The organism is Pseudomonas sp. RIT-PI-q (assembly GCF_001297125.1).
GTDB lineage: Bacteria > Pseudomonadota > Gammaproteobacteria > Pseudomonadales > Pseudomonadaceae > Aquipseudomonas.
Map to the genome: position 1 here is coordinate 39,172 of NZ_LHPC01000027.1, position 26,108 is coordinate 65,279.

Genomic DNA, 26,108 nt, shown 5'->3' on the forward strand with positions numbered 1-26,108 from the left:
CATGACGGCCGCGATCCAACGGCGACTGGAGATTCCAGAGCCACAGAAAGTCGAACAGACGGAGCTGCACCCGGACCTCAATCGCGCTCATGTGCGCTTCGTTGGTCTGGGCAAAACCTACAACGGCCAGCAAGGCCCGGTGGCGGCGCTGCACGGCATTGACCTGGCGATCCAGCGTGGTGAAGTGTTCGGCATCATCGGCCGCAGCGGCGCCGGCAAGTCGTCGCTGATCCGCACCATCAACCGCCTCGAACAACCGAGCAGCGGGCGGGTGCTGATCGATCAGGTCGACATCGGTGCGTTCGATGAAGACCGTCTGGTGGCGCTGCGTCGGCGCATCGGCATGATCTTCCAGCACTTCAATTTGATGTCGGCCAAGACGGTTTGGCAGAACGTCGAATTGCCGCTGAAAGTGGCCGGTGTGCCCAAGGACAAGCGCGAGAAGAAAGTCCGTGAGTTGCTGGAGTTGGTGGGCTTGCAAGAGAAACACAAAGCCTACCCGGCGCAGCTTTCCGGTGGGCAGAAACAGCGTGTCGGCATCGCCCGCGCGCTGGTGCACGACCCGGAGATTCTGCTGTGCGATGAGGCGACTTCGGCGCTTGACCCGGAGACCACCCAATCGATCCTTGGCCTGCTGCGCGAGATCAATCAGCGCCTGGGGTTGACCATCGTGCTGATCACTCACGAGATGGCGGTGATTCGCGATATCTGTGATCGGGTCGTGGTGCTGGAGCACGGGCGAATCGTCGAGCAAGGGCCGGTGTGGGAAGTCTTTGGCAACCCGCAGCATGAGGTCAGTAAGACTTTGCTCGCTCCGTTGCAACACGCGCTGCCGGAAGAACTGCAAAGCCGTTTGCGTCCACAGCCGAAAAGCCCGGAGGACGCCGTGGTGCTGCGATTGCAATTCACCGGTGCAGCCCACGAAGAACCTGACGTCGCCGCACTGTTCAGCGCCCTCGGTGGTCGCGTGCGGCTGCTGCAAGGTGGCGTGGAACGGATTCAGGGCCATGCGCTGGGGCAACTGCTGCTGGCGGTGACGGGCTCGTCCCTCGGCGCCGAAGAGTTGCGTCAGCGCGCCAGCAACTGGGCACAACAGGTGGAGGTGCTGGGTTATGTGGTTTGATCGCTTGCTTCAGGGCTTCATCGACACCTTTCTGATGGTCGGCGTGTCGTCGCTGATCGCGCTGCTGGCGGGTATTCCGCTGGCGGTGATTCTGGTGACCAGCTCCAAGGGCGGTATCTACGAAGCACCGGCGCTGAATCGTGCGTTGGGGGCGTTCGTTAATCTGTTCCGTTCGATTCCTTTTTTGATTCTGATGGTGGCGCTGATTCCGTTTACCCGGTTGATCGTTGGCACCACGTATGGTGTGTGGGCCGCCGTGGTGCCGTTGACCATTGCTGCCACGCCGTTCTTTGCGCGCATCGCTGAAGTCAGTTTGCGCGAGGTGGATTACGGGCTGATTGAGGCCGCGCAAGCCATGGGCTGCCGACGCTGGCACATCGTCTGGCATGTGTTGTTGCCTGAGGCGTTGCCGGGGATTGTTGGCGGTTTCACGATTACGTTGGTGACGATGATCAACTCCTCGGCCATGGCCGGGGCCATTGGTGCCGGTGGGTTGGGGGACATTGCCTATCGGTATGGGTATCAGCGGTTTGATAGCCAGATCATGTTGACGGTGATCGTGTTGCTGGTGGTGTTGGTGGCGATTATTCAGTTGGGCGGGGATCGGTTGGCGCGGGGGTTGAACAAGCGCTGAGTCATTGGTTGTCAGTGATACCGCCTTCGCGGGCAAGCCTCGCTCCTACAGATCAACGCCGACCCTGTAGGAGCGAGGCTTGCCCGCGAACAGCTGCGCAGCAGCTCCAGGTTTGATGGCGTATATTCGGCGAATCCCAATTGCCTGCGCAGCCCGACCATGAAACAGACGCCCGACGACCTCCAGCAGATCACCGCCACCACCCTGGGCCATTACAACTCGGTGGCCGAAGGTTTTCGCGAAGGCACTCGCGATCACGATGTCAGCCAGAACATCGATGCCTTGCTGCGGCACATTCAGGGTGAGACGCCGTTCAGCATTCTCGATTTCGGCTGTGGGCCGGGGCGAGACTTGCAGACGTTCACTCGCATGGGGCACACAGCGGTCGGGCTCGATGGCTCGGAGAAGTTTGCGCAGATGGCGCGGGAGGACAGTGGTTGCGAGGTCTGGCAGCAGGACTTCTTGAAACTCGATCTGCCGGCTGAACGCTTCGACGGGATTTTTGCCAATGCGGTGCTGTTTCACATCCCGAGCCAGGAGTTGCCTCGGGTGTTGAAGGAGTTGCGCGGGGCGCTGAAACCCGGTGGCGTGTTGTTCAGTTCCAATCCTCGTGGCGAGAATCAGGAAGGCTGGAACGGGCCGCGGTATGGGGCGTATCACGATCTTCAGACGTGGCAGCAATTGCTGACCGAAGCGGGATTTGTCGAGTTGGAGCATTACTACCGACCGGCGGGGGTGCCGCGCGGGCAGCAGCCTTGGTTGGCGAGTGTTTGGCGCAAGGTGTAAGCCTTTAGACTTGCGGCGTTTGTACTGACGTCATCGCGGGCAAGCCCGCTCCCACAGGTGTTGCGTCGATCACAACATCCGGGATCGACAGAAAACCTGTGGGAGCGGGCTTGCCCGCGATGAGCGCGCAGCGCTCGCCTTACTGCACTTCTTTCTTCGGCTCGCGGATTTTGTACCAGGCCACGTACAGCGCCGGCAAAAACAGCAGCGTCAGCAACGTCGCAATGATAATCCCGCCAATCATCGCGTAGGCCATCGGCCCCCAGAACACTTCCCGGGCAATCGGGATCATCCCCAGACTCGCCGCCGCAGCCGTCAGCAGAATCGGTCGACGCCGGTGCTCAGTGGCTTGCACCACGGCATCCCACGGTGACAGGCCGTCCTTCTCCATCGCCTCGATCTGCGTCACCAGGATCACCGAGTTGCGGATGATGATGCCGATCAACGCCAGGATCCCGAGGATCGCCACAAAGCCCATCGGCGTGCCCGTCGGGATCAGCGCCAGCACCACGCCGATAAGCCCGAGCGGCGCGACGCTGGCCACCAGGAACAGCTTCTGCACGCTGTGCAGCTGGATCATCAGGAAGGTCGCCATCAAGAACAGCATCAGCGGCACGACCTTGGCAATCGGCCCTTGGGCCTTGCCGCTTTCCTCGACCGTACCGCCCGTGGCGACCTTGTAGCCGACCGGCAAACCGGCGGCGAATTTATCGATGGTCGGTTGCAGCTGCTTCACCAGGTCGGTCGGCTGGATCTCGTCGCGCACCGCCGCCTTGATGGTGATGGTCGGCTTGCGGTCGCGACGCCAGACCAGCGGCTGCTCAAGTTCATAACGCACCGTGGCGAAGGCCAGCAGCGGAATCGAGGTGCCGCCCGGCGTGACGATCTGCAGGTTCTGCAGGGTTTCCGGCGTACCGCGTTCGGCGTCTTCGGCGCGACCGACGACGTTGATCAGGTAGATATCGTCGTCCACCTGCGTGATCGGCGAGCCGACCACGATGCTGTTCATCAGGTTGGCCACGTCTTCCGACGACAGCCCCAATTGCCGCGCCTTGTCCTGGGCGATGTCGATGCGCAGGACTTTGCCCGGCTCGTTCCAGTCGTAAATGATTTCGCCGATGTGCGAGTTCTTGTCCAGCTCAGTGGCTAGCTCAATCGCATGTTTGCGCACCTGATCGATGTCCTTGCCGCTGACCCGGTACTGAATCGGGCGCCCCACCGGCGGGCCCATTTCCAGGGCCTGGACGTAGCTGCCGATGCCGACGAAGTCTGTGCGCAGCCGTTCACGCAAGCGCTGGCTGAGCGCGGTGCGCGATTCCAGGCCTTTGCTGACGATCACCAGTTGCGCGTAGTACGGGTTCTGCAATTGCTGGTCTAGGGGCAGGTAGAAACGGATCGCACCTTCGCCGATGTAGGTGCTCCAGCGCACGATGTCCGGGTCGTCCTTGAGCGTCGCTTCGAGCTTGTCCACGGCCTTGCGGGTCTCGTCGATCGAGGCGTTTTGCGGCAGGTTGAGGTCGACGAGGATTTCCGGGCGGTCCGAAGACGGGAAGAACTGGTTCTGCACGAACTGCATGGAAAATACCGACGCCACGAACAGCGCGACGGTGATGCCAATGGCCCACCAGCGATTGCGCATGGCCCAGAGCATGCTGTAGTTGAACGCGCGACCGATACGCCCAGGCTCGGCCGAGTGCGGTTTCACGTTGGTGCTGAGGATGTGCACGCCAATCACCGGGGCGAACAGCACCGCGACGATCCACGACACGATCATCGCCACGGCGATCACCGCAAACAGCGTGAAGGTGTACTCACCGGCGGAGCTGGCGTTCAAGCCAATCGGCACAAAACCGGCGACGGTTACCAATGTGCCGGTGAGCATCGGGAACGCGGTCGAGGTGTAGGCAAATGTCGCCGCCTGTTCCTTGGTTTCGCCCATTTCCAGGCGCGTGACCATCATCTCAACGGTGATCATCGCGTCGTCCACCAACAGGCCGAGGGCGATGATCAGCGCACCGAGGGAAATCCGCTGCATGGTGATGCCGCTGTATTCCATGAAGACGAAGACCATCGCCAGCACCAGCGGAATCGAGCACGCCACCACCAACCCGGCGCGCACGCCGAGGCTGATGAAGCTGACGATCAGCACGATCACTACGGCTTCGAACAGCGCACTGGTGAAGCCGCCGACGGCCTTCTCCACCACTTCCGCCTGGTCGGAGACGTTGTGCACGCCGACGCCCACCGGCAGGTCGGCGGTCAGGTCGGTCATGCGCTGGTGCAGGGCCTTGCCGAATTCCTGGATGTTGCCGCCCTTCTTCATCGCAATCGCCAGGCCGATGGCCGGGTGACCGTTGAAGCGGAACTGCGGGGTGGCCGGGTCGACGTAACCGCGGCTGATTTCAGCGACATCGGCCAGGCGATAGAAGCGGTCGTTGAGGCGCAAGTTGACGTTGGCCAGGTCTTTCTCGGACGCAAACTGCCCGGAAGTGCGCACGGAAATCCGCTCCGGCCCGGCCTCGATCACCCCGGCCGGGGTCACCGCCTTCTGCGATTGCAGGCTCTGCACCACTTGACGCTGGTCGATGCCCAACGCCGCGAGTTTGCGCGTGGAGAAATTCAGGTACAGGACTTCATCCTGCTCCCCGATCATCTCGACCTTGCCCAGCCCCGGCACGTCGCGGACCGCGGCCCGCACCTGCTCGACGTAATCGCGCAACTGGCGCATCGACAAGCCATCGGCGGTGAAGGCATACACCGAACCGAACACGTCCCCGAACTCGTCGTTGAACCCCGGACCTTGCAGGCCCTTGGGGAAGTCGCCGCGAATGTCGTTGATCTTCTTGCGCACCTGATACCAGATTTCCGGGATGTCCTTGGCGCTGGTGGTGTCGCGCAGGTAGACGAACACCGTCGATTCGCCGGGTCGGGTGTAGCTTTTCACGTAGTCGAGGGAGTCGAGTTCCTCGAGTTTTTTCTCGATGCGATCGGTGACCTGCTTGAGGGTTTCTTCCTGGGTCGCGCCGGGCCAGCGGGTCTGGATCACCATGGTTTTGATGGTGAACGAGGGGTCTTCCTCGCGGCCCAGGTTCATGTACGAGAACACGCCCATCAGCAGCGCGACGAACATCAAATACCAGACGAACGACTGATGTTTGAGGGCCCATTCGGATAAGTTGAAACTCCCTTTCATCGCGGGCTGTCCTCATCGCCTTTAACTTTCTGCCCCGGCTTGAGGCTGTTGACTCCGGCACTGACGACTCGCTCACCGGACTTCACGCCGTCGGCCAGCACCACTGTCGAATCGGTGCGGCTGATCAGGCTGACGTCTCGCGGGGAAACGGTCTGGTTCTGCGGGTCGACGACCCAGATACGGGTTTTGCCGTCGATCTCTTGCAGGGCACTGACTGGCAGTTCGAGACGCGGTTTGATTGCGGAACTGAGGGTCACGCTGATGGCCGTGCCGAGGCGAAAGCCCGGCGGCGTCTCGGCCAGCGTCAGGCGGGCGCGACGAGTACGGGTCGCACTTTGGGCCTGGGGTTCAATCTCGCGGATGATGGCGGTGCTGGTGATGCTCGGGTCCAGTTGCGCAGCGACCTGGAACACCACGTCCGGCGGCAATTGATCGACCAGCGTGTCGGGCAGGTCGATCACTGCTTCCTTGATGTCTGGTTGCGCCAGGGTCACCACTTGCTGACCTGCCGTGACCACTTGCCCGGCCTCGGCGTTCCACGCAGTGACGACAGCTTTGTGATCGGCGCGTAGCTGGACGTAATTGAGTTGGTCCTTGGCTTGATCGACCGAGGCCCTGGCTTGATCGAGGGACGCCTGAGTGGTTTTCAGGTCGGTTTGGGCGACGTCCAGTTGCGCCTGGGCGCCGACGCCGCGATCAAACAATTCCTGTTGGCGTCGAGCACTGGCCTGGGCGTTGATGAATTGCGCCTGAATCCGCGCCAGATCGCCTTCGGCCGAGCGCAACTGGTTCTGCTGATCGGTAGGGTCGAGGCTGGCGAGCAAGGCGCCCTTTTCGACTTCGGCGCCGACATCAACGTTACGGCTGGCGATGCGACCCGGCACCCGGAAGCCGATATTGCTTTCGTAGCGCGCCTGGATACTGCCAGCGAAACGCCCGAGGTCTTCCTGCTTCATTGCTTTGACTTCGATGGACAGTACCGGGCGCACAGGCTCCGGCGGCGGCTCTTTTTCCGAACAGGCGACGAGTAGCAGGCCAGCGGACAACAGCATCAAGTGCTTCATGGCTGGGCTCCCGGGGCTAATTCCTTATAGGTGTTTTCGGCGATTTCCACTTTCATCCCTGGGTGCAATAACTGGCCGCCGGCAATGATGACTTTTTCGCCACCGTCCAGACCGCCATTGATGATGACTTTGCCAGTCAGGTAGCGACCGACGGTGACGGGGTGCAGTTGGGCCTTGCCATCCGCGTCCACCAGCCACACGGCCGGTTCGCTGAGGTTCTTGGTCAGGGCTGACCATGGCAATTCGACTGCCGATTTACCGGGTGTCTTGGCCGTGGCGCTGACCACCGAACCGAGTTGCATGCCTTCGGGCAGTCCGTTGAGGGTGACTTTGACCTGCACGGTGCCGGTCTGCGCCGAGACGGCCGGGGTGATTTCCCTAACGGTGCCGGTGGTTTTGATCGCGGGGTTATCGAGCAGGCTGACCACCACGGTCTTGTCCGATGGCGGCTCGGCCAGCAGCGATTCGTAGACGTTGAACACTGCGTCACGCTCGCCGTCCCGGGCCAGGCTGAAGACCGGCACCGTGGCTTGTACCACCTGGCCGACTTCAGCCTGGCGCGCGGTAATCACTCCCGGCGCGTCGGAGATCAGCGAGGTGTAGCCCAGTTGTTCGCGGGCATTGGCCAGTTGCGCCTGCGCGGCAGTGAGCGCGCTCTGGCTGCTGCGCAATGCCGCTTGGGCGGCGTCATACTCGCTTTGGCTGGTGTAGCCCTTGGGCAGGAGTTTCTGCTGACGCACGAATGCGGCGGCGTTCTGTTTGACTCGGGCCTGTTCAGCGACGACCTGTGCCTGGGCCGAGTCGACGTTGGTTTGCAGGTCTTTCGGATCGAGTTTGGCGAGCACCTGTTTGGCGGAAACCCGGTCACCGACATCGACGGTGCGCTGGATGATCTTGCCGCCGACGCGGAACGAGAGCTCGGTCTGCACCCGCGCCTGAACATCGCCGGTCAGGGTGACCGTGGCGCCGAAATCGGCCGCTTTCACCTCTTGCACAAAAACCCGCGGAAGGTCCTTCTCGACCTGTGCTTTTTCACCACAAGCGGTCAGCAGCACCAAGACGCTCAGGGCAAATATTATTTTCAATCCAGGACCAGCCATGCAGACTCCTTTGCGTTGTACGGGCGTGCCAGTGACGATACGACTGTGAGCGTAGAACAGGGTTCCACCTTCGCCCTGTAGGAGCTGCCGAAGGCTGCGATCTTTTGATCTTGATCTTTTAAAAGCAAAAGATCGCAGCCTTCGGCAGCTCCTACAATGTAAATTCGCCAGCGCGATTATCGCGATACTGACTCAGGGCGACAGAGACCACCTAATGTTAAAAACCCTCGCGGTGGCCAATTACCGCTCGATCAACAAACTGGTGATTCCGCTGGGCCGGTTGAACCTGATCACCGGCCCCAATGGCAGCGGCAAATCCAACCTCTACCGCGCGCTGCGCCTGTTGGCGGAAACCGCCCAGGGCGGCGTGGTCAACGCGCTAGCCCGCGAAGGTGGCCTCGATTCGACGTTCTGGGCCGGACCTGAAAACATCACCCGACGCATGCGTAACGGTGAAGTCCCGGTCGAGGCGACGGTTCGACACGGTGCAAAACGCTTGCGCCTGGGATTTGCCGGTGAGGACTTCGGTTACTCGATCAGCCTCGGGCTGCCCGATTCCAACGGCCACTTCATGTTGCCCGAGCACAGCACACCCATTCCGTCACGGTTCAGCCTCGACCCGCAAATCAAGCGCGAATGCGTCTGGGCCGGGCCGTTCTATCGTCCGGCGAGCCTGCTGGTAGACCGCGACGGGCCGATGATCCGTGCCCGAGCCAACCGTAGCTGGGACGTGCTGGCCCAGCACACGCCGAACTTCGACAGCCTGTTCGACCAGGTCGGCAGTTTGCGCACTTCGCCGGAGGTTCTGCAGATGCGCGAGTTCATCCGTCGCTGGCGCTTCTACGATCACTTTCGCAGCGACGCCGATGCCCCGGTGCGCCAACCGCAACTCGGTACGCGCACGCCGGTGCTGCACCACGACGGCCGCGACCTGGCGGCAGCCTTGCAGACCATCATCGAAATCGGCGACCCCGAGGCGCTGCGGGCGGCCATCAGCGACGCCTTCCCCGGCGCGAGGCTGCACATCGAATCGCTGCCCGGCGGACGCTTTGCCATCGAGTTTTATCAGGAAGGGTTGTTGCGACCACTGTCGGCCGCCGAGTTATCGGACGGGACGTTGCGTTATTTGCTGTTGGTGGCGGCGCTGTTGACGCCTCGGCCACCGACGCTGATGGTGCTGAACGAGCCGGAAACCAGCTTGCATCCAGACCTGTTGCCGGCGTTGGCGCGGTTGATTGTCCGGGCGTCCGAGCAGTGTCAGGTGTGGGTGGTTTCGCATGCGCGGCGGTTGATTTCGGCGTTGCAGGAAGATCCGGAATGCAATTGCATCGTGCTGGAGAAGACGCTTGGCCAGACCGGGATTGTCGGGCAGCGGGTGCTGGATGTGCCGGCGTGGTATTGGCCGGATTAATCAGTGCCTGATAAGCCGCCATCGCGGGCAAGCCCGCTCCCACAATGATCTCCGGTGGATACAATATCTGCGTCCACACCGAACCCTGTGGGAGCGGGCTTGCCCGCGATGATGGTCGAAAGGTCAGAGCATCACCCCTGCCACTTCCCACCCTCGACAATCACGCTCTCAGGCTTGGTGTCATCGCTCAGTTCTTTGCGCACATATTGGTCGTAGAGCTTGAGCAAATACTTCTCTTCACCCAGCTTCGCCAACTCGGCGTTCACCCAGTCGCGCAGTTCGATGTTGCCCTTCTTCACTGCTGGCGCGATCGGGGCTTCGGCGCCCAGGGTCTGGCTCAGCACGCGGTAGCCAGGGTTCTGTTTGGCCCAGCTGAACAGCACCAGGTTGTCTTGCGCATACGCATCACCGCGACCATTGGCCAGGGCTTGCAGGGACTCGGAGTTTTTCTCGAACTTCAGCAGCTTCCAGTCCGGGTGATTTTTTGTCAGCCAGATGTCGGCCGTGGTGCCGGTGGTGACGATGGTGGTGCGGGTCGCCAGGTCATCCAGATTTTTCACGCCGCTGTCCTGAGGCACCAGCGCCTGCACCGCCACCTTGAGGTTCGGATTGGTGAATTCCACCGCTTCCTTGCGTTCCGGGGTCACGGTCATGTTGGCCAGGATCAAATCGACCTTGTCGCTTTGCAGGAACGGAATGCGGCTGGCCGGTTCCACGGCAACGAACTCAACCTTGTTCTCGTCGCCCAGCAAATCCTTGGCAAATTGGCGGCCGATGTCGGTATCGAAACCCACGTAGCGCCCCGCTTCATTGACGAAACCGAAGGGTGGTTTGTCGGTAAAGACACCGACGATCAGCTTGTCCCGTGCCTTGATTTTGTCCAGGTAGCTGGCCGGCGCCGTGCTTTCGCTGGCGACTTTGGGCTTGGGTGGTTCTTCGGTTTTGTTGCAGCCGGCCAGCAGCGCGAGGCCCAAAATCGGCAGTAGCAAGAGTGAAGACTTGGCAGTTTTCATAGCAGTTCCAGTTCCTTTGTTTGAGTCGTTTTGGGTAGTGCGGCGACGTAGGAGAACTTCTCCAGGAACTGCTGCGCTCGTGCGGTTTGCGGGTTCGTAAAGAAAATCTCGGGCGGGTTCTGTTCAAGGATTCGCCCGGCATCCATGAACACAATGCGGTCAGCCACGGCGCGGGCGAAGGCCATTTCGTGGGTGACAATCAGCAGGGTCATGCCTTCGCGGGCCAGACCCTGAATGACTTCCAGCACTTCCTTGACCATTTCCGGATCAAGGGCGGCAGTGACTTCGTCGAAGAGCATGACGTTGGGGTTCATGCACAGCGAACGGACGATGGCGATGCGTTGTTGCTGGCCACCGGAGAGCTGCCTTGGATACGCATCGCGCTTGTCCAGAAGGCCCACGCGTTCGAGCAAGGCTTCAGCCTGGGCACGCGCTTCACCGCGGTCGCGTTTTTGCACCTTGAGCGGGCCGAGCAGCAGGTTGTCGAGCACGCTCATGTGGGGAAACAGGTGATAACTCTGGAACACCATGCCGATCTGCTGCCGCACTTCGCGCCAGTCGGTGCCCTTGTCCAGCAACTCGCGGCCGGCAAATTTCAAGCTGCCGCTGTGGGCGACTTCCAGACCATTGAGGCAACGCAACAAGGTGCTTTTGCCGCAGCCGCTGGGGCCGAGGATGACGATCACTTCGCCCGACTGCACACTCAGGTCGATATCGTTGAGCACCTGCTGCTCGCCGAAAAACTTGTTGAAACCCTTGAACTCGATCAGTGCGCTCATGCTTGCGTCCAGCGCCGCTCTAGCACGCGCGAAGCGGCCGAGAGCGGGTAGCAGATGAAAAAGAAAAACAGGAACAGCGCGCCGTAGATCAGCACGGATTCGTAGGTGCGTTCGATGATTTGCTGGCCGACCTTGATCACGTCCACCACACCGATCAGCACTGACAAGGAGCTGGTCTTGATGATCCGCGTGTAGACGTTGATGGTTGGCGGCGTCATGCGTTTCAGCGCTTGCGGCAGCAGCACATAGCCGTAGAGTTGCGGACCGTCCAGGCCAATCGACAACCCCGCTTCACGCTGCCCGCGCGGCAACGAATGCAACGCGCCGCGCACCACTTCGCCGACTTCGCTGCCGCCCCACAGTGACAACACCAGCACCGCGCACCAGAAACTCGGAATGCTCAGGCCGAAGAAAATCGGCAGGCCGAAGAACAGCAAGTACAACCAGACCAGCACCGGGATCGCCCGGAACAATTCCAGATAGACCCGCAAAATCGCATTCAGCCATTTTGAATTCAGCGTGCGCAACACGCCGTAAAGCACACCACCGACCGTGCTGATGGCGATGCTCAAAAAAGAGATCGACAAGGTTTGCGCAGCGCCCTTGCCCAGTTGCGGCAACGACACCCAGAGCAATTCAAGACCCGAACTGGCCATGCTGGAGCCTCCTTTCCAGACGGCTGAGCAACAGTGACAGCGGCAAAAACAGCAGCACGCAAATCAGCGTCAGCACGGCGAGCATTTCGTAGGTTTTGTAGTAGAGCGCGATGTAGCTTTTGGTGGTGTAGAGAATCTCCGGCACCGCCACCGCCGAGACCACGGTGGTCTCCTTGAGCAGAAAAATGAAATTGGCGAACAGCGACGGCAGGCTGAGGATGCCGGCTTGCGGCAGGATCACGTAGCGCAGCAATTGGCCATGGGACAGGCCGATGGAGCGGCCGGATTCCAGTTGCGCCTGGGGCACGGCATCGACGCCGGCGCGCAGCACTTCGGTGAGGTAGGCGCCGCCAAGGAAGGTCATGGTGATGATGGCCGCGGCAAACCCCGAGACTTTGATACCCAGCGCCGGCAAAGCGAAATAGACGAAGAACAGTTGGATCAGCAATGGCGTGTTGCGCGCCAACTCCACATACAACCCGACCAGGCGCTGCAAGTAAGGCGTGCGGAACACCAGGATCGTCGCGTTGATCAACGCCACCAGCAACGAAGTGCCGATGGCGATCAAGCCGACCTGCAGCGTCACGCCCACGGCTTTGAGAAATGCCGGCAGGGTGCTGAGGATAAAAGCGTAATCGAAGTTCATTGAACATCCTGGACGCCGCAGGGTAAGCGACGGTGGCGCAGTCCATGGGCAGTGGATAACCACCCGGCAGGCACCGACTTTAAAGGTATAAAAAGCAGAATTTAAATACCGTTAAAGCATATTGATATCACGCAAAAAACTATCCTGAGGATTTGCCGAGAAGGAGGAAGACGACTATTTTCCTTTGCGCTGTAGGAAAGGTCTTTATTTCAAGCTGAGCCTTCAAGGACGCACAGCTTTGGCCAGACTCCTGCGGCCGAACCCTCACAAGGAAGCGAAAATGGCAGACGTAGAAGTGCCACAGCGGATGAGTCCGCAGGACATCGTGAAGTGGCTGGTGGCGTTGCGCAGGGCGTTGAAGGCCAGGGTGGCCTGAAGCAAAAGATCGCAGCCTCGTTTTACTCGACAGCTCCTACGGGGATACGCGTTCCAAATGTAGGAGCTGTCGAGTAAAACGAGGCTGCGATCTTTTGATCTCGCGACCCAATAAAAAACGCCGACGCAATACCAGCCGTCGGCGTTGAAACCTTGAAGGGGTTTTACCTCGCGAATCAGAACGCCGGCAGTACCGCGCCGCTGTACTTCTTCTCGATGAAGGCTTTCACTTCAGGACTGGTCAAAGCCTTGGCCAGTTTCTGGATGGCAACGCTGTCCTTGTTGTCCGGACGAGCCACCAGGAAGTTCACGTAAGGCGAATCGGCACCTTCGATCACCAGCGCGTCTTTAGCCGGGTTCAGACCCGCTTCCAGCGCGTAGTTGGTGTTGATCATGTCCAGGTCGACTTGATCCAGCACGCGCGGCAGCATGGCCGATTCCAGTTCCTTGAACTTGAAGTTGTGCGGGTTCTTGGCGATGTCTTTTGGCGTGGCCAGGGCGTTTTTCGGGTCTTTCAACTCGATCAGACCAGCCTTCTGCAGCAGGATCAGGGCACGGCCGCTGTTGCTGCCTTCGTTCGGGATAGCGATGGTTGCGCCGTCTTTCAGCTCAGCCAGGGTTTTGACTTTCTTCGAGTAGCCGCCGAACGGTTCGACGTGCACGCCGATCACGGTCACCAGGTTAGTGCCTTTGCCTTCGTTGAAGCTTTTCAGGTACGGCAGGGTCTGGAAGTAGTTGGCATCCAGACGCTTCTGATCGACCTGTACGTTGGGCTGAACGTAGTCGGTGAAGACTTTGATTTCCAGGTCCACGCCTTCTTTGGCGAGGGTTGGCTTGATCAGTTCGAGAATCTCGGCGTGTGGAATCGGGGTCGCCGCAACCACCAGTTTCTCGCCAGCCTGGGCCAGGCCCGCGGTCAGGGCAGCCGCCAATGCGGTGAACAACAGAACCTTTTTCATGCAGTGTCCTTATCGAAAATCACGGTCGTCATCGACGACGGCTATTAGTACGTGTGCCAGTGAAGTGCTATCGCTGGCGTGACGCGGACAATACCGGGATTTTTTATTCCCGAACAATATCTTTTATTCACTTTCATATTCCATTTTGTTCATACAGCTCTAACTCACCGATCTCCTGTAGGAGCGAGCTTGCTCGCGAAGAACGCAAACACACCGCGTGCATTCTGAAAGCACGCGTTATCGTTAACGTCCATCGCGAGCAAGCTCGCTCCTACAGGAGTTCGGTTTGATTCAGGAGTTGTTTCAAGGCAGCTTGTTCGGTGGCAGTGCCTTTGCTGAGGATGTGCTTGAGCTGCCGCTCAATCTGCGCCAACGACGGCAGCACCTCCGGCAAATTCAAATGCTCCGGCAAAATCTCATCGCCGGTGCTCACCAGCAGCGCAAAGTGAATGACGTTTTCCAGCTCACGGGTATTGCCCGGCCAGCTGTGCCGTTCCAGCACCAGCTGCGCCGCCTCGCTGATCAGCGGCACTGGCAGATCCAGGCGCTGGCTGTAGATGCCGAGGAAGTATTCGGCCAACGACAGGATATCGCCGACCCGTTCACGCAAGGCCGGCAGTTCGAGCTGGCCTTCGCTGAGGTAGTGATAAAGCCGTTCATGGAATTTTCCGGCGGCGACCGCTTGCGCCAGATCGATGCTGGTGGCCGCCACCAGTCGCACATCCACCGGGCTCGGTTGATGTGAACCGACGCGAGTCACTTCATGGTTTTCCAGCGCTGCGAGCAATTTGATCTGGATCGGCAGCGGCAGGTCGCCGATCTCATCGAGATAGAGCGTCCCGCCGTTGGCCGAACCAAACCAGCCGGCGCGACTGCTGGCCGAACCGCTGTAACTGCCGGCGGCGTAGCCGAACAATTCAGCGTCGGCGTAGGTCGGGCTGATCGCGCCGCAATTGACCGAGACGAACAACCCGCCGCGATCACTGGCGCGATGGATGTGCCGTGCCAGCAGCTCCTTGCCGCTGCCGGTTTCGCCACGGATCAACACGGAGATCGAACGCGGAGCCAGTTGCTCCAGCTCCTGGCGCAACTGCCGGGAGCGCGGATCGACGAACACCAGCGCCTTGGCGCGGATGCTCAGGGGACTTTTTTCTGCGTCGGGAAAGGTCAGCAGCGGCTGACCGAAGGCTTCAAAACTCATGGCAGGCTCCCGCCCAAAACCGCCAGGAGACGGGGGCGTTTAAAAGAAAAAAAGGTTCAAGCGCGGCGCAGGGCGTGATGTTCCATGCGGTTTTGCAGGCGATAGAGATAAGCAAAACCCTGCCCCCAGCGCTGGTGACCGGACTTCACATTGAGGTGCCCGGCGCCCGACAAAATCCCCGCCTCGGCGCCCCAGTTGCGCGCCAGCTCCAGCGCTCGCGGCGCACTGACGGCGCTGTCGTTGTCGGAGCTGACGACCTGGCTCGGGAACGGCAAAAGGTGGGTCGGGATCGGAGCAAAATTGCGCAACGCCGGCGCGCAGGCCGGGCGTTCGACATCTGCCGGCGCGACCAGCAAGGCACCGCGCACCTGACGCAAAAACTGTACGGGCGCCGTAGCGGCCCAATGCGCAACGGTGATGCAACCCAGGCTGTGGGCGATCAGAATCACCGGCGTGCTGTCGGCGGCAATCGCCTCGGCCAGCGCCGCGACCCAGTCTTCACGACGCGGCGTCAGCCAGTCGGCCTGCTCCACCCGTGCGCTGTTCGGCAGGCTGTTCTGCCAGTGGCTTTGCCAATGATCTTCTGGCGATCCTTGCCAGCCCGGCACAATCAGGTAGCGAATTGATTCGTTGCGCATGGGGGAGCTCTCCTGCTGCGTGTCTGTTCCCGAGCAAGTATAGGGAGGAGAGTTATATTCGTTAAGGAATAAGAAGCTATTTATTAAGACCCATAAAGAATATACGAACATGAAAATCGCAACCTATAGCCGCTGCTACAGGCTGCGATTAGCCGAGGCAAGCAGGCTAGGCGGGATACCCGAGCGAATCGCGCAATCGATACCAACTGATCGCCAATGAGGCACCGAGCTGGCGGGCCGGGTACAGCGGCAGGCGTGAGACCGGGGTGACGGGAAAGTCCAAATGCGCGACGTCGCCACCACGCACGGCCTGCGCGAGCACGCGGCCCAATGCCGTGCCCATCGCCACGCCACGGCCGCAGTAGCCGAACGCAGTCCACACGCCGTCCGCCAATTGATGCAGACGCGGCAGATCATCGATGGTCATGCCGACACGACACGCCCATCCGTGCACCCAATCCACACCCGCCAGTTCCGGAAAGCGCTCGACAGCGGCGCCCTGGAGTTGCGCGCGTGTCGCCGGATCAAGCGTGTCGGCAGAATGCCCACGGCCGCCAATGACAAAGCGGCCATCGGGGTCGATTCGACAGTAATAAGTGATTTTGCGCGTCTCCGAAACGCCAGCCCCCAGCGACATGATGCGATCACGCAAGTTCGCTGGAAGCGGGTCGGTGGCGATCTGCGCACTCGACACGTTGACATACGACTGCGCCACGGCCGGCCACAACCGGTCGGTATAAGCATCAGTCGCCAGAATCACCTGCCTGGCGCTAACCAGGTGGCCATTCACGGTCAGCTCGACACCGCTTGCAACGGGCGTGATCGCACTCACGTGCGAGTGTTCATGAATGGCCGCCCCGCAAGCGAGTACGGCGTCCGCGAGCCCCCGGGCATAGGCCAGCGGATGCACCGCGCCAGCACGGCGCTCAAGCAAACCGGCCGGCCAGAACGTCGAACCGGTCGCTGCGGCCATGGCGTCGCGGTCGAGAAATTGCGCGTCACCACCGTGATGGTTGATGGCCTGCGCCCTGCCCTGCAAATAGCCGGCGGATGCTTCCGAGAACGCTCCCTGAATCCAGCCATCACGGGTCGGCGAGCAATCGATCTGGTAGCGCTCGACGAGCTCGAACAGCTCATCTGCGCTGCGATAGCCAAAACGCATCATGCGCGTCGCGGTCTCGGTGCCAAACCGTTTGATCAGTGCCGCCGGTGTCGGTTTAAAACCCGGAACCACCTGGCCGCCGTTGCGACCGGAAGCGCGGTGGGCGATTTCGAACGCTTCGAACAGGGCGACGTTGACGCCCGATTCCGCCAGATGCAGCGCGGCGGACAATCCGGTGAAGCCGCCACCGATCACTGCCACATCGACAGTCAGTGGCCCGGTAACCTTGGGTGTCGCGCTGCGCGCAGCAGTGGTCGCCGCCCACAGCGTGGACGTCGGGAAGTGCATATTCGCTGTCATGGTAAAGCCTATACGGTATGCGGGTTCAGGAACGGCAAGCGCCGCTGGATGGCTTAACTGGCGTGCGTGACTCGGCGCAGGAAATCGCGCATCCGTTCGTTGCGCGGCGCGGTCAATACTTCCCTGGACGGGCCTTGCTCAGCGATGCGTCCGCCATCGAGAAACAGCACGCGGTCGGAGACGTCGCGAGCGAAGCCCATCTCGTGGGTGACGATGATCATCGTCATTCCTTTCTCGGCCAGCCCGCGCATGACCGCCAACACTTCGCCGACCAATTCCGGGTCAAGCGCAGAGGTGGGTTCGTCGAACAGAATCGCATCCGGCTGCATGGCCAACGCCCGAGCAATGGCCACTCGCTGCTGCTGGCCTCCGGACAATTGGTGCGGAAAGTGGCTGAATTTTTCACCCAGGCCGACACTGGCGAGCAACTCGCGTCCGCGCTCGGCGGCTTCGACAGGATTTTCACCTTTCACATGAACGGGACCTTCGATCACGTTCTCGAGCGCCGTGCGATGGGGAAACAGATTGAACCGCTGGAACACCATCCCGACACGTTGCCGCACCTGCCGAATGTCCGAGCGCGCAGCGTCAACCTTCAGGCCCTCGACCGATACGCTGCCGGCTTCATAACGTTCCAGGCCATTGATGCAGCGCAACAGCGTCGACTTTCCGGAGCCGGAAGGGCCAATCAGGCAAACGACTTCACCGGCGTGGATTTCGGCGTTGATGCCACTCAGCACGTGATGCGCGCCGAAGGACTTGCTCAGGTTCTCGATTTTGATCATTTCTGGGTCCCCATGCGTTTTTCGAGACGGCCGATCGCGAACATCATTGGCAAGCTCATCGCGAGGTACATCAGCGCGACAAGGGTGAAGATCGTCGAACTCTTGAAGGTGGCGGCAGCGATCAATTTACTTTGCATCGACAGCTCGACCACGGTGATGACGGCGGTCTGGGAAGAGTCCTTGAGCATCATCACCACGTTGTTGCCATAGGGCGGCAAGGCCATGCGCAATGCCTGTGGCAACACCACCCGGCGCATCAACTTCGTGCGCGACATGCCAATCGACTGGGCCGCCTCGAACTGGCCGACATCCACGGCATCGATACCTGCGCGAAACACTTCGGCCATGTACGAGGAATAGGCGATGCCCAGGCCCAGCGAACCGGCCTGGAATGCGCTGAGGCTGATACCGATCTCCGGAATCACGAAATACATGTAGAACAGCACCACGATGATCGGGATGCCACGAATGACGTTGGTCAGCACGCGGCTGGCGTGGGCCAGCGGGGCGATGCCACTGACCCGCAAAAGCGCCCAGAACAAGCCCAGCACGGTCGCGATCACCAGCGCGGTGGCGGTGATGTAGACCGTGGTCAGTGCGCCCTGCAACAGCATGGGCAGGTAAGCCACGGCATCAATCAGGAAGGAATCGAACATCTGCAACCTCCGGAACATGTGCACGCGTCATCCCGGACTAAGGGACCGCGTGCGGATAGGTGAAAAACGATCAGGAGGCGACGGACCACTTCGCGAGAATCGTGCGCAAAGTGCCGTCCTGGCGGAGTTTGTCGATGGCCGCGTTGAGCTTCACCACGGTCGCGCTATCGCCCTTCTTCACGGCCAGCGCAATGTCGGTGGCGAGCACCGGTTTGTAGGTGTCGACCAGTCGCACTTTGGCGCCGACCTGGCGCACTTGGTAAGCGACCACCGGGCCATCGCCGAAGGCTGCGTCAAGGCGACCCAGCGCAATGTCGCGGACCATATCGGCCATCGTGTCGTAGAGCTTGATTTCCTTGAAGCCACCCACGGCGGTGACCGGCTCGACATAAGAAGTCCCGACTTGCACGCCGATGACCTTGCCTTTCAGGTCGGCAAAACTGAGGTAGGGCGTGGCATCGGATGCCGGGACGATCAACCCTTCGCCATAGCTCAAGACGATGTCGGAGAAGTCGACGACCTCGGCGCGGGCCGGGGTGCGGGCGAATGCCGAGGCAATGATCTGGATCTTGCCGGTCTGCAAGGCGGGGACGAGGGAGGTGAACGGAATCGGTACGATCTCGGGGGTGAAGCCGACCTCCTTACCGACGGCATCGGCGATGTCGATCATCAAGCCCTTGAGCGTGTTGCTCTGCGGATCCAGGTAATTGAACGGCACCGCGCTTGGCGTGGCGCCGACCTTCAGCACCGGGAGTTCGGCGTGTGCCGTCGACAGCAAGGCAACGGTGGAGATGACGGCGACCAACGATTTTATTGTTTTGTGCAACATGTGGAATCCCCTTGGGTTACCGCCTCTGGAAGCGCGCGGACTGTGCCGACAAAAATCGGTCAGAACGGAATTTCAGACCATCAGTCGTATCGCATAGCGATACATGACTATTGCATGCAGATTCGATCCTGCATCAGCAGCCCATAACCGTCAATAGTCAAAAGTCGGAGGGCACGCGGGACGATGTCGGGCTCTGGTTTTTTCAATGAGCCCGGATACACTGCGCTTAGGGTCTGCTTCGGGGAGATTTTTCGCGGAAAAGGACTGCTACTTGACGCCTCTAAACGATCGATATACGGTCGCCCTCTATCGAGATGCAGTCTCCACTTATTGATAATCGGGCGATCAAGTCGCCAGGCCACGGACTACCATGAACCCCGCAGATTCGACGCTTTTCGTGCAATCCCTTGCCACCGGCATTGCCGTGCTCGATGCCTTCGATCCGCAGCACGCGTCGATGAGCTTGCCGGAGATCGCCGCCGCTTCCGGCATCAGCCGCAGCGCCGCGCAGCGATTCGCCTTCACCCTGGAAGCGATTGGCCTGTTGGTCAAAGACCCGGCCAGCAAGCGCTATTCGTTGTCGTCGCGAACCCTGGATGCGGGCTGTCACTACTTGCAGTCACACTCGCTGCTGGATCGTGCGAATCCTTATCTGCTCGAACTCAATCGCAATGCGGGGGAGACGGTCAACCTGGCGGAGCCGGCCGGTACGGACATGATCTACATCGGCCGGTTTCCAAGCCCGACGCGCCTCTTGGTGCACATGCCGGTCGGGCGCCGAATTCCGATGTATTGCTCTTCAACCGGGCGCGCCTATCTCTCGTGTTTGCCGGAAGAACAGGCGATCGAGATCCTGGAAAGCACCCAGCGGATTCGTTTCACGCCCAATACCGTGGTTGATCTGGAAGAACTGCTCGGTCGCCTGCAACTGGCGCGGGAGGAAGGCTATGCGTATTGCAACGAGGAGTATTACCGGGGAGACCTTGCGCTCGCCGTCCCGGTGTTCGACCTCAATCATCAGGTGGTCGCCAGCTTGCAGATGTCCGTGCCGGTGTCCAAGTGGTCGCTGAAGAAAGCCGTCTCGCGCTTCATCCCGATGATGCAGGACACGGCGCGATTGATCTCGACCACGCCGCCGACCCAGCGGCCGCCGACCTCATTCCTTGGGCCCAATATCGAACAGCCGATGAGATAGCCGCTCCGGCAAAATCGCGCTAGGTTTCAGGGCTTTTGCCCAGACAAAAAAAGGGGCCGCACCCTGCCAAGGAGACGGCCCCGGAAACTCAAAATCTGTCAGCGCTGATCAACCTCGCTGGAGGTGATGATTGGCCGAAACGGTTATCTAATAAAGGAATATTTAATTACTTTATTAGGCCTTAATCGCATATGCCAATGACTCCCTGGGTCACAACTTAACCTCCCTTTGGGTCAAATTGATGACCAGCGTTTGAGTTTCCGCGTGTATCGATCAAGCCTGAGCGGCGCGCACCTCCTGCGGCGCCGTGGCTTCCTTGCGCACAAAGCGGTTCGCCCGGCCGAATGTGCCGATATCGTTGAAGCGCACGCCCATTTCGCGCATCACTTTATGCGCTACCGGCGCGGTCATCTGGCGGATGTAAAACGGTTCCTTCACCACAAAATGATGGATGCCGTGGGTGCTGCCGAAGTTGAAGCAGAACGCTTGCAACGGCCACAGCCACCAGGCATTCAGCACCTGGGTCTGCTGCATCACATTCCCCGGCTCCACATCACCGTAGTAGTGCATGTTCGAGCTGATGAAATGCAGGCAGAAGGTGCGCAACACGTTCGGGCCGATGATCACCACTGCTGCGATATCGATCACTTGCATCACCGACAGCGTGCTCGCCGACCATTCAATCGGCGCACCCATTAAATGAGCGATGCCGTTGGCTGCGTGGAAACCGAGAAACACGTACCACGCGCCCCAATGCATCAGTGCCAGAGGCGCGTAGGCCTTCAGGGTGCGTTTGATGATGCTGAATTTGAGGGCCCAGGTTTTCGCCCGCAGCATGCGGATGAACGCCGACATGATGTTGTCGCCAACCATCAAAAACCGCGCGATTCCCCAAGGCTCGCCGTTGGTGATGGCGCGTTCTTCGACGTCGGTTTCGCTACCGGAAACCTTGTGGTGGTTGAGGTGCAGATGCCGGCGAATCCACGGATTGATCGTGCTCGGCCGCGCCAGCCAGACCAGCCCCATCATCAGGTTGTGCGGCACGCGCTGCTTGCGGAAGTACATGCTATGGATCAGATCGTGCTCCAGCTCATGGGTCAGCGAAGCGAAAAACGCATTGAGCAACAGGCACACCCACCACGCCATGTGCCCGGTCAGGTACAGAGTCGCCGAACCAAACATCCCGGCCAACGCGAAGGCCAGAATGCCCGCGCCGAGGGCGTCCTGATGGTTGAGTATCGGGTAGCGCTGGCGCAATTCGACGCCCTTGGCCAACACCACTTCGCGAATATGCGCTGATCGTTGCGCTGCATTCAGTCGCTGGGGACTTGCAGAAGTACCGTGCATGCTTCCATCCTCTGGTTATTGATGTTCGCATCCTGCCCTGAGTACCCTGCCAGAGCGGTAGCCGTGAACGCCAACCTGTTGACCGGAAGCGACAATCAGCATGACTGAACCGACCTCCCTTGCCAGCTGGACCCGCGCCCTGCGCAAGCAACTCGATGCTTTGGGCCTCGACAGCACCGACCTGTGTCACCAGGCGGGGCTTGACCCGCAATTGATGGACGACCCTAACGCCCGTTACCCGTTGTCCGGCACCACGCGCCTGTGGGAAATCGCCGTGCAGGTCAGCGGTGATCCGGCGATTGGCTTGCGTGTCTCGCGCTTCGTCAGCCCCACCACGTTTCACGCGCTCGGTTATGCGCTGGTGGCCAGCGGCAGCCTGCGGGAAGTTTTCGAGCGCATCGTGCGCTATCACCAGGTGGTCAGCGATGCCCTGGAACTGGAGCTGACCCGCGCCGAGGATCGCTACCGCTTTCGCCTGAAAATTCCCCAGGGCACTCCGGCGCCGGCCTTCGAAGCGATCGACGCGTTCACCGCGATTTATGTGCGCACCTGCCGCAATCGCCTGGGCCGCGACTACGCCCCGATGGCGGTGTACCTGCGCCGCCCGGAACCGGCGGACCCGCATCAATGGCACAAAGTCTTTCGCTCACCGGTGTACTTTGGCGCCGCGGAAGACCGACTGGAATTCGCCCTCGTGGACTTCGACAGCCACCTCGACGACGCCAACCCGGAACTGGCCGAACACAACGAAACCGTGCTCAAACGCACCCTCGCGCAACTCAAGCCGCTGACCTGGGAACGCAAAGTGCGCGACGCCATTGAAGAACAACTGCCGGAAGGCGAGCCCAGCGCCGAACACATCGCCCATACCTTGCACCTGAGCTTGCGCAGCCTGCAACGGCACTTGGCGGACGAAGGTTGTCGGTTCGATACGCTGCTCAATGAGAGTCGCGAAAACCTGGCGTTGCTGCACCTGCGAGATCCGCAATGTTCGTTGAGTGAGATCAGTTATTTGCTGGGGTTTGCCGATACCAGCAGCTTCAGCCGCGCGTTCAAACGCTGGACGGGGATGACGCCGGGGCAGTTTCGGGATGGGTTGCGGTGACAGATCTGGAGGATGGGTTGCCTGGTCTGGCCTCTTCGCGGGCAAGCCTCGCTCCTACAGAATTTTTTGCCGTTCGCATTTTATGCGTACGGCACGGACCTGTAGGAGCGAGGCTTGCCCGCGAAGGCGATTATCCAGGCACCGCAGAACTATTTAACGCCCCCGATCCCGCCGCAACAACTTGCGTACCCGCGTCACCAGTTCACTCACGGCAAACGGTTTGAGCAGGTAATCATCCTCATGCAACTCCAATCCGCGCAGCCGATCTTCGATGCCGTCCCTGGTGGTGAGGAACAGCACCGGCGTTTCGCCGAGCTTGCGGATCTGTTGCAGCAGTTGCCAACCGTTGAGCCCCGGCAGCATGACGTCGAGGATGATCAGCTCGTACTCGCCGGACTCGATGAAGCGCCGGCCGTCCATCCCGTTGACCGCCACGTCTACCGCATAACTCGCCTCGCTCAGGCCCTTGGCCAGGAGCTTGGCGGTTTCGGGTTCGTCTTCCACTAACAGCACACGCATGGCACACCTCGATTGTCGTCCCCACAGGCTAGGCGCGTTCGCCAAGAAAGCCCAGTCATAACAACATCTGTAGTTCGGCCCCGTAGCAGCTGTCGAGCTTGCGAGGCTGCGTTCGGCTGCGCAGCAGTCGTAAATCCTGCGTGCACGGTCGGTCTGATACACCGCATCGTCTGATTTTACGACTGCTGCGCAGCCGAACGCAGCCTCGCAAGCTCGACAGCTGCTACGGGGCCGAGCGAAGGCTTCGACAGCTGCTGGTTTAAACGATCGCCAACGCTCGCAACCGCTCGGCGTCCAGAATCTCGATCTCGCCATAGCTGAGGTCGAGGATTCCCTGCCCCTGTAAATCCTTGAGGATCTGATTGGTGGTCTGGCGCGACAGTGAAAGCATCGACGCCAGTTGCTCCTGCGGCAGTTGCAGCACGCGTCGTGGCGGGGCTATTTCGCCGTAGCCTTCGGCGATCATCAACAAACGATGGGCCAATCTGGCGAGGGCCGGCATCAGGCTCAGTTGTTCGAGATTGATGAAGGTCAGGCGCAGTTTGTGGCTCATCAGCAAGGCCAGTTGCCGCCAGTACACCGGTTGTTCATCGAGCAACGCCAGCAGCGCGGTTTGCGGGATATGCAGCAGCGTGCATTGGCCCAGGGCGAACGCATCGTGGGTTCGCGGCTGGCCATCGAACAGGCAGATTTCGCCGAACCAATGGGGCGGTTCCGCCAGGCTCAGCAGCGCCTCTTTGCCCTGCTCGCTCACCGCACCGATACGCACCGAGCCTTCGAGTACCGCGTACAACCCGCACGGCGGATCGCCGCGCTTGAACAGCCGCTGGCCCGGTGACAGCCGTCGCACCTTGGCGGCGGCCAGCAGACTATCCTGTAAGGAAACAGGTAAGTGGCTGAACCATTGCCCCGTCATCAGGCGCGAACGCCAGACCTGCATGTCCATAAAACTCCTGGAGATTGTCGCCTGCCTGACAGAGCGAGAGGTGAACCCGGGGCATGATCAATCACCCTACAGGAGGAATAACAATGAAAAAAAGCCTCGTTGACCATCTCAGTCAATACGCCGCGTATCACCGTGACCCGCGCAATATTGCCACGCACTTTATCGGTATTCCGCTGATTGTGGTGGCGGTGGCGGTGTTGTTGTCTCGCCCGCAATGGGCCGGAGGCTGGCTTTCACCGGCGATGCTGGTTGCGTTGGCGTCAGCGTGGTTTTACCTGCGCCTGGAGTTGCGTCTCGGGGTGCTGATGACGGTGTTGCTGGGGCTGTGTATTTGGGCAGGGCAAATGCTCGCGCAGCAAAGCACGCTGGTCTGGCTGGCGAGTGGCGTGGGGATGTTTGTGCTGGGATGGGCGATTCAGTTTGTCGGTCATCATTACGAAGGGCGCAAACCGGCGTTTGTCGATGATGTGACGGGGTTGATTGTCGGGCCGTTGTTTGTGGTGGTTGAGTTGGCGTTTTTGCTGGGGTTGCGGCATGAGCTGAAAGAGCAGATCGAGGCGCGGGCGGGGGGTGTGCGTTTGCGTCAGAAAGGCGCCGCGGCGTAGGACGCCTTCGCGGGCAAGCCTCGCTCCTACAGGGATGTGTGAACGACACACATCACCGTAGGAGCGAGGCTTGCCCGCGAAGCTTTTGCCTTTAGATGTTGGCGACTTTCTGCCAGACCTTGGGCTTGAAGAACAGCGTCTCGCCCTTCGCCAGGCCGACCAGGCTGTCATGATCCTTCACCACTTCCGCTTCGATCAGTTCGCTCTGGCCTTCGACCTTCAACGTCACCCGGGTCGTCGCGCCCAGCGGACGGATATCCCGCACCTCGGCTGCATGGTGATCTTCCAGTTCATGCCGCGACAGCGACACTTCGTGCGGACGGAACAACACGTGGTTGTCTTCACCCAAATGCAGACGGTTCGAATCACCGAGGAAGTGATAAACGAAATCGCTCGCCGGGTTTTCGTAGACGTCGCCCGGTGAGCCGATCTGCTCGATCACGCCCTTGTTCATCACCACGATCCGGTCGGCGACTTCCATCGCTTCTTCCTGGTCATGGGTCACGAAGACCGACGTCAGGTTGATGTCCTCGTGCAGTCGCGCCAGCCAGCGACGCAGCTCCTTACGCACCTTGGCATCGAGTGCACCGAAAGGTTCGTCCAGCAGCAGCACTTTCGGCTCCACCGCCAGGGCGCGGGCCAACGCAATACGCTGACGCTGGCCGCCGGAGAGTTGCTCCGGGTAGCGGTCCGACAGCCAATCCAGTTGCACCATGTTCAGCAGTTCGTGGACTTTGACCGCGATCTGGCTTTCGCTTGGGCGCTGGTTTTTCGGTTTCATGCGCAGGCCGAACGCGACGTTGTCGAACACCGTCATGTGGCGGAACAGGGCGTAATGCTGAAACACGAAACCGACGTTGCGATCACGCACGTCATGCCCGGAAACGTCCTCGCCGTGGAACACGATGTTGCCCTGATCCGGGGTTTCCAGGCCGGCGATGATCCGCAGCAACGTGGTCTTGCCGCAACCCGACGGGCCGAGCAGCGCCACGAGCTCGCCACTTTGAATGTCCAGGCTGATGTTGTCCAGCGCCTTGAACGCGTTGAAATTCTTGCTGACGTTACGCACTTCGATCGACAT

General features: G+C 60.4%; 25 protein-coding genes. 7 read left to right on the forward strand and 18 right to left on the reverse strand.

What is annotated here, in order from left to right; translation table 11 throughout:
• The first annotated feature begins 1 nt into the window (after position 1).
• From AEQ67_RS12105 to AEQ67_RS12115, 3 genes are all read left to right on the forward strand, one after another.
• Positions 2-1,123 (forward strand): methionine ABC transporter ATP-binding protein, encoded by a 1,122-nt coding sequence (locus AEQ67_RS12105; RefSeq protein WP_059404090.1) that lies wholly within the window; start codon positions 2-4, stop codon positions 1,121-1,123.
• A complete protein-coding gene (locus tag AEQ67_RS12110; protein ID WP_059404091.1) occupies positions 1,113-1,757 on the forward strand; it encodes a methionine ABC transporter permease in 645 nt (214 codons plus the stop codon). Before AEQ67_RS12105 ends, AEQ67_RS12110 begins: the two co-directional genes overlap by 11 nt.
• Positions 1,758-1,916: 159 nt before the next feature.
• Positions 1,917-2,543, forward strand: coding sequence for a class I SAM-dependent methyltransferase (locus AEQ67_RS12115; protein WP_059404092.1), 627 nt, complete (start codon positions 1,917-1,919; stop codon positions 2,541-2,543).
• Positions 2,544-2,682: 139 nt separating this feature from the next.
• Here AEQ67_RS12115 and AEQ67_RS12120 read toward each other — a convergent pair whose 3' ends face one another.
• From AEQ67_RS12120 to AEQ67_RS12130, 3 genes are read right to left on the reverse strand one after another with little or no spacing between them, the layout of a single operon-like run.
• Complete coding sequence (locus tag AEQ67_RS12120; RefSeq protein ID WP_059404093.1) at positions 2,683-5,736, reverse strand: efflux RND transporter permease subunit; 3,054 nt, start codon at positions 5,734-5,736, stop codon at positions 2,683-2,685.
• Positions 5,733-6,800, reverse strand: a complete 1,068-nt coding sequence (locus AEQ67_RS12125) for an efflux RND transporter periplasmic adaptor subunit (protein WP_059404094.1) — start codon at positions 6,798-6,800, stop codon at positions 5,733-5,735. Before AEQ67_RS12125 ends, AEQ67_RS12120 begins: the two co-directional genes overlap by 4 nt.
• Entirely contained in the window at positions 6,797-7,900 is a 1,104-nt protein-coding gene (locus AEQ67_RS12130; RefSeq protein ID WP_059404095.1) for an efflux RND transporter periplasmic adaptor subunit, read from the reverse strand. Before AEQ67_RS12130 ends, AEQ67_RS12125 begins: the two co-directional genes overlap by 4 nt.
• Before the next feature lie 214 nt (positions 7,901-8,114).
• Between AEQ67_RS12130 and AEQ67_RS12135 the strand changes: the two genes are divergently transcribed.
• Positions 8,115-9,311 carry an AAA family ATPase gene (locus AEQ67_RS12135; RefSeq protein WP_059404096.1) on the forward strand — a complete coding sequence of 399 codons (1,197 nt, stop codon included), beginning with the start codon at positions 8,115-8,117 and terminating at the stop codon, positions 9,309-9,311.
• A gap of 131 nt (positions 9,312-9,442) precedes the next feature.
• Here the strand turns inward: AEQ67_RS12135 and AEQ67_RS12140 are convergent, their stop codons facing one another.
• The 11 genes from AEQ67_RS12140 to AEQ67_RS12190 all read right to left on the reverse strand — a co-directional run bounded on the left by AEQ67_RS12140 (position 9,443) and on the right by AEQ67_RS12190 (position 19,310).
• Positions 9,443-10,324 carry a transporter substrate-binding domain-containing protein gene (locus AEQ67_RS12140; protein ID WP_059404097.1) on the reverse strand — a complete coding sequence of 294 codons (882 nt, stop codon included), beginning with the start codon at positions 10,322-10,324 and terminating at the stop codon, positions 9,443-9,445.
• On the reverse strand, positions 10,321-11,103 hold the full coding sequence (locus tag AEQ67_RS12145; protein ID WP_059404098.1) for an amino acid ABC transporter ATP-binding protein: 783 nt from the start codon (positions 11,101-11,103) through the stop codon (positions 10,321-10,323). The genes AEQ67_RS12140 and AEQ67_RS12145 overlap by 4 nt, the downstream gene beginning before the upstream one ends.
• A complete protein-coding gene (locus AEQ67_RS12150) occupies positions 11,100-11,759 on the reverse strand; it encodes an amino acid ABC transporter permease (RefSeq protein ID WP_059404099.1) in 660 nt (219 codons plus the stop codon). Before AEQ67_RS12150 ends, AEQ67_RS12145 begins: the two co-directional genes overlap by 4 nt.
• Positions 11,740-12,405 carry an amino acid ABC transporter permease gene (locus AEQ67_RS12155; RefSeq protein ID WP_059404100.1) on the reverse strand — a complete coding sequence of 222 codons (666 nt, stop codon included), beginning with the start codon at positions 12,403-12,405 and terminating at the stop codon, positions 11,740-11,742. The genes AEQ67_RS12150 and AEQ67_RS12155 overlap by 20 nt, the downstream gene beginning before the upstream one ends.
• A 551-nt stretch (positions 12,406-12,956) precedes the next feature.
• Entirely contained in the window at positions 12,957-13,739 is a 783-nt protein-coding gene (locus AEQ67_RS12160) for a MetQ/NlpA family ABC transporter substrate-binding protein (RefSeq protein WP_027922262.1), read from the reverse strand.
• A gap of 271 nt (positions 13,740-14,010) precedes the next feature.
• Positions 14,011-14,940 (reverse strand): sigma 54-interacting transcriptional regulator, encoded by a 930-nt coding sequence (locus tag AEQ67_RS12165; RefSeq protein WP_059404101.1) that lies wholly within the window; start codon positions 14,938-14,940, stop codon positions 14,011-14,013.
• A 56-nt stretch (positions 14,941-14,996) separates the two neighbouring features.
• Entirely contained in the window at positions 14,997-15,578 is a 582-nt protein-coding gene (locus tag AEQ67_RS12170; RefSeq protein WP_059404102.1) for an alpha/beta hydrolase, read from the reverse strand.
• 166 nt (positions 15,579-15,744) lie between these two features.
• On the reverse strand, positions 15,745-17,040 hold the full coding sequence (locus AEQ67_RS12175; RefSeq protein WP_063854439.1) for an NAD(P)/FAD-dependent oxidoreductase: 1,296 nt from the start codon (positions 17,038-17,040) through the stop codon (positions 15,745-15,747).
• Between the two features lie 53 nt (positions 17,041-17,093).
• Positions 17,094-17,825, reverse strand: a complete 732-nt coding sequence (locus tag AEQ67_RS12180; RefSeq protein WP_059404104.1) for an amino acid ABC transporter ATP-binding protein — start codon at positions 17,823-17,825, stop codon at positions 17,094-17,096.
• Positions 17,822-18,481: an amino acid ABC transporter permease gene (locus AEQ67_RS12185; protein WP_059404105.1), complete on the reverse strand. Its 660-nt coding sequence runs from the start codon at positions 18,479-18,481 to the stop codon at positions 17,822-17,824. Before AEQ67_RS12185 ends, AEQ67_RS12180 begins: the two co-directional genes overlap by 4 nt.
• A 70-nt stretch (positions 18,482-18,551) precedes the next feature.
• Positions 18,552-19,310 (reverse strand): ABC transporter substrate-binding protein, encoded by a 759-nt coding sequence (locus AEQ67_RS12190; protein WP_059404106.1) that lies wholly within the window; start codon positions 19,308-19,310, stop codon positions 18,552-18,554.
• 370 nt (positions 19,311-19,680) lie between these two features.
• Here AEQ67_RS12190 and AEQ67_RS12195 point away from each other — a divergent pair, with 370 nt between their 5' ends.
• On the forward strand, positions 19,681-20,505 hold the full coding sequence (locus AEQ67_RS12195; RefSeq protein WP_059404107.1) for an IclR family transcriptional regulator: 825 nt from the start codon (positions 19,681-19,683) through the stop codon (positions 20,503-20,505).
• A 273-nt stretch (positions 20,506-20,778) separates the two neighbouring features.
• Here AEQ67_RS12195 and AEQ67_RS12200 read toward each other — a convergent pair whose 3' ends face one another.
• Positions 20,779-21,852, reverse strand: a complete 1,074-nt coding sequence (locus tag AEQ67_RS12200) for a fatty acid desaturase (RefSeq protein ID WP_059404108.1) — start codon at positions 21,850-21,852, stop codon at positions 20,779-20,781.
• A 100-nt stretch (positions 21,853-21,952) separates the two neighbouring features.
• Here AEQ67_RS12200 and AEQ67_RS12205 point away from each other — a divergent pair, with 100 nt between their 5' ends.
• On the forward strand, positions 21,953-22,957 hold the full coding sequence (locus AEQ67_RS12205) for an AraC family transcriptional regulator (RefSeq protein ID WP_059404109.1): 1,005 nt from the start codon (positions 21,953-21,955) through the stop codon (positions 22,955-22,957).
• Positions 22,958-23,110: 153 nt separating this feature from the next.
• Here AEQ67_RS12205 and AEQ67_RS12210 read toward each other — a convergent pair whose 3' ends face one another.
• Together AEQ67_RS12210 and AEQ67_RS12215 are read right to left on the reverse strand one after the other, a co-directional pair.
• A complete protein-coding gene (locus AEQ67_RS12210; RefSeq protein WP_059404110.1) occupies positions 23,111-23,476 on the reverse strand; it encodes a response regulator in 366 nt (121 codons plus the stop codon).
• A 259-nt stretch (positions 23,477-23,735) separates the two neighbouring features.
• Positions 23,736-24,422 carry a Crp/Fnr family transcriptional regulator gene (locus AEQ67_RS12215; protein WP_059404111.1) on the reverse strand — a complete coding sequence of 229 codons (687 nt, stop codon included), beginning with the start codon at positions 24,420-24,422 and terminating at the stop codon, positions 23,736-23,738.
• Between the two features lie 83 nt (positions 24,423-24,505).
• On the opposite strand from AEQ67_RS12215, the gene AEQ67_RS12220 reads away from it, so the two are divergent.
• Positions 24,506-25,027, forward strand: a complete 522-nt coding sequence (locus tag AEQ67_RS12220) for an Mpo1 family 2-hydroxy fatty acid dioxygenase (RefSeq protein WP_059404112.1) — start codon at positions 24,506-24,508, stop codon at positions 25,025-25,027.
• Positions 25,028-25,118: 91 nt separating this feature from the next.
• Here AEQ67_RS12220 and AEQ67_RS12225 read toward each other — a convergent pair whose 3' ends face one another.
• The gene (locus AEQ67_RS12225; RefSeq protein ID WP_059404113.1) at positions 25,119-26,108 is read right to left on the reverse strand and encodes a sulfate/molybdate ABC transporter ATP-binding protein; all 990 of its coding nucleotides are present in this window, start codon (positions 26,106-26,108) and stop codon (positions 25,119-25,121) included.

Excerpts from the sequence above, each read along its gene's own strand:
- AEQ67_RS12215 (WP_059404111.1), bottom strand. The coding sequence starts at position 24,422 with ATGGACATGCAGGTCTGGCGTTCGCGCCTGATGACGGGGCAATGGTTC.
- AEQ67_RS12120 (WP_059404093.1), bottom strand. The coding sequence starts at position 5,736 with ATGAAAGGGAGTTTCAACTTATCCGAATGGGCCCTCAAACATCAGTCG.
- AEQ67_RS12115 (WP_059404092.1), top strand. The coding sequence starts at position 1,917 with ATGAAACAGACGCCCGACGACCTCCAGCAGATCACCGCCACCACCCTG.
- AEQ67_RS12200 (WP_059404108.1), bottom strand. The coding sequence starts at position 21,852 with ATGCACGGTACTTCTGCAAGTCCCCAGCGACTGAATGCAGCGCAACGA.
- AEQ67_RS12220 (WP_059404112.1), top strand. The coding sequence starts at position 24,506 with ATGAAAAAAAGCCTCGTTGACCATCTCAGTCAATACGCCGCGTATCAC.
- AEQ67_RS12170 (WP_059404102.1), bottom strand. The coding sequence starts at position 15,578 with ATGCGCAACGAATCAATTCGCTACCTGATTGTGCCGGGCTGGCAAGGA.
- AEQ67_RS12155 (WP_059404100.1), bottom strand. The coding sequence starts at position 12,405 with ATGAACTTCGATTACGCTTTTATCCTCAGCACCCTGCCGGCATTTCTC.
- AEQ67_RS12195 (WP_059404107.1), top strand. The coding sequence starts at position 19,681 with ATGAACCCCGCAGATTCGACGCTTTTCGTGCAATCCCTTGCCACCGGC.
- AEQ67_RS12145 (WP_059404098.1), bottom strand. The coding sequence starts at position 11,103 with ATGAGCGCACTGATCGAGTTCAAGGGTTTCAACAAGTTTTTCGGCGAG.
- AEQ67_RS12185 (WP_059404105.1), bottom strand. The coding sequence starts at position 18,481 with ATGTTCGATTCCTTCCTGATTGATGCCGTGGCTTACCTGCCCATGCTG.
- AEQ67_RS12140 (WP_059404097.1), bottom strand. The coding sequence starts at position 10,324 with ATGAAAACTGCCAAGTCTTCACTCTTGCTACTGCCGATTTTGGGCCTC.
- AEQ67_RS12160 (WP_027922262.1), bottom strand. The coding sequence starts at position 13,739 with ATGAAAAAGGTTCTGTTGTTCACCGCATTGGCGGCTGCCCTGACCGCG.
- AEQ67_RS12180 (WP_059404104.1), bottom strand. The coding sequence starts at position 17,825 with ATGATCAAAATCGAGAACCTGAGCAAGTCCTTCGGCGCGCATCACGTG.
- AEQ67_RS12125 (WP_059404094.1), bottom strand. The coding sequence starts at position 6,800 with ATGAAGCACTTGATGCTGTTGTCCGCTGGCCTGCTACTCGTCGCCTGT.
- AEQ67_RS12130 (WP_059404095.1), bottom strand. The coding sequence starts at position 7,900 with ATGGCTGGTCCTGGATTGAAAATAATATTTGCCCTGAGCGTCTTGGTG.
- AEQ67_RS12210 (WP_059404110.1), bottom strand. The coding sequence starts at position 23,476 with ATGCGTGTGCTGTTAGTGGAAGACGAACCCGAAACCGCCAAGCTCCTG.
- AEQ67_RS12105 (WP_059404090.1), top strand. The coding sequence starts at position 2 with ATGACGGCCGCGATCCAACGGCGACTGGAGATTCCAGAGCCACAGAAA.
- AEQ67_RS12165 (WP_059404101.1), bottom strand. The coding sequence starts at position 14,940 with ATGAGTTTTGAAGCCTTCGGTCAGCCGCTGCTGACCTTTCCCGACGCA.
- AEQ67_RS12135 (WP_059404096.1), top strand. The coding sequence starts at position 8,115 with ATGTTAAAAACCCTCGCGGTGGCCAATTACCGCTCGATCAACAAACTG.
- AEQ67_RS12225 (WP_059404113.1), bottom strand. The coding sequence starts at position 26,108 with ATGTCGATCGAAGTGCGTAACGTCAGCAAGAATTTCAACGCGTTCAAG.
- AEQ67_RS12150 (WP_059404099.1), bottom strand. The coding sequence starts at position 11,759 with ATGGCCAGTTCGGGTCTTGAATTGCTCTGGGTGTCGTTGCCGCAACTG.
- AEQ67_RS12190 (WP_059404106.1), bottom strand. The coding sequence starts at position 19,310 with ATGTTGCACAAAACAATAAAATCGTTGGTCGCCGTCATCTCCACCGTT.
- AEQ67_RS12205 (WP_059404109.1), top strand. The coding sequence starts at position 21,953 with ATGACTGAACCGACCTCCCTTGCCAGCTGGACCCGCGCCCTGCGCAAG.
- AEQ67_RS12110 (WP_059404091.1), top strand. The coding sequence starts at position 1,113 with ATGTGGTTTGATCGCTTGCTTCAGGGCTTCATCGACACCTTTCTGATG.
- AEQ67_RS12175 (WP_063854439.1), bottom strand. The coding sequence starts at position 17,040 with ATGACAGCGAATATGCACTTCCCGACGTCCACGCTGTGGGCGGCGACC.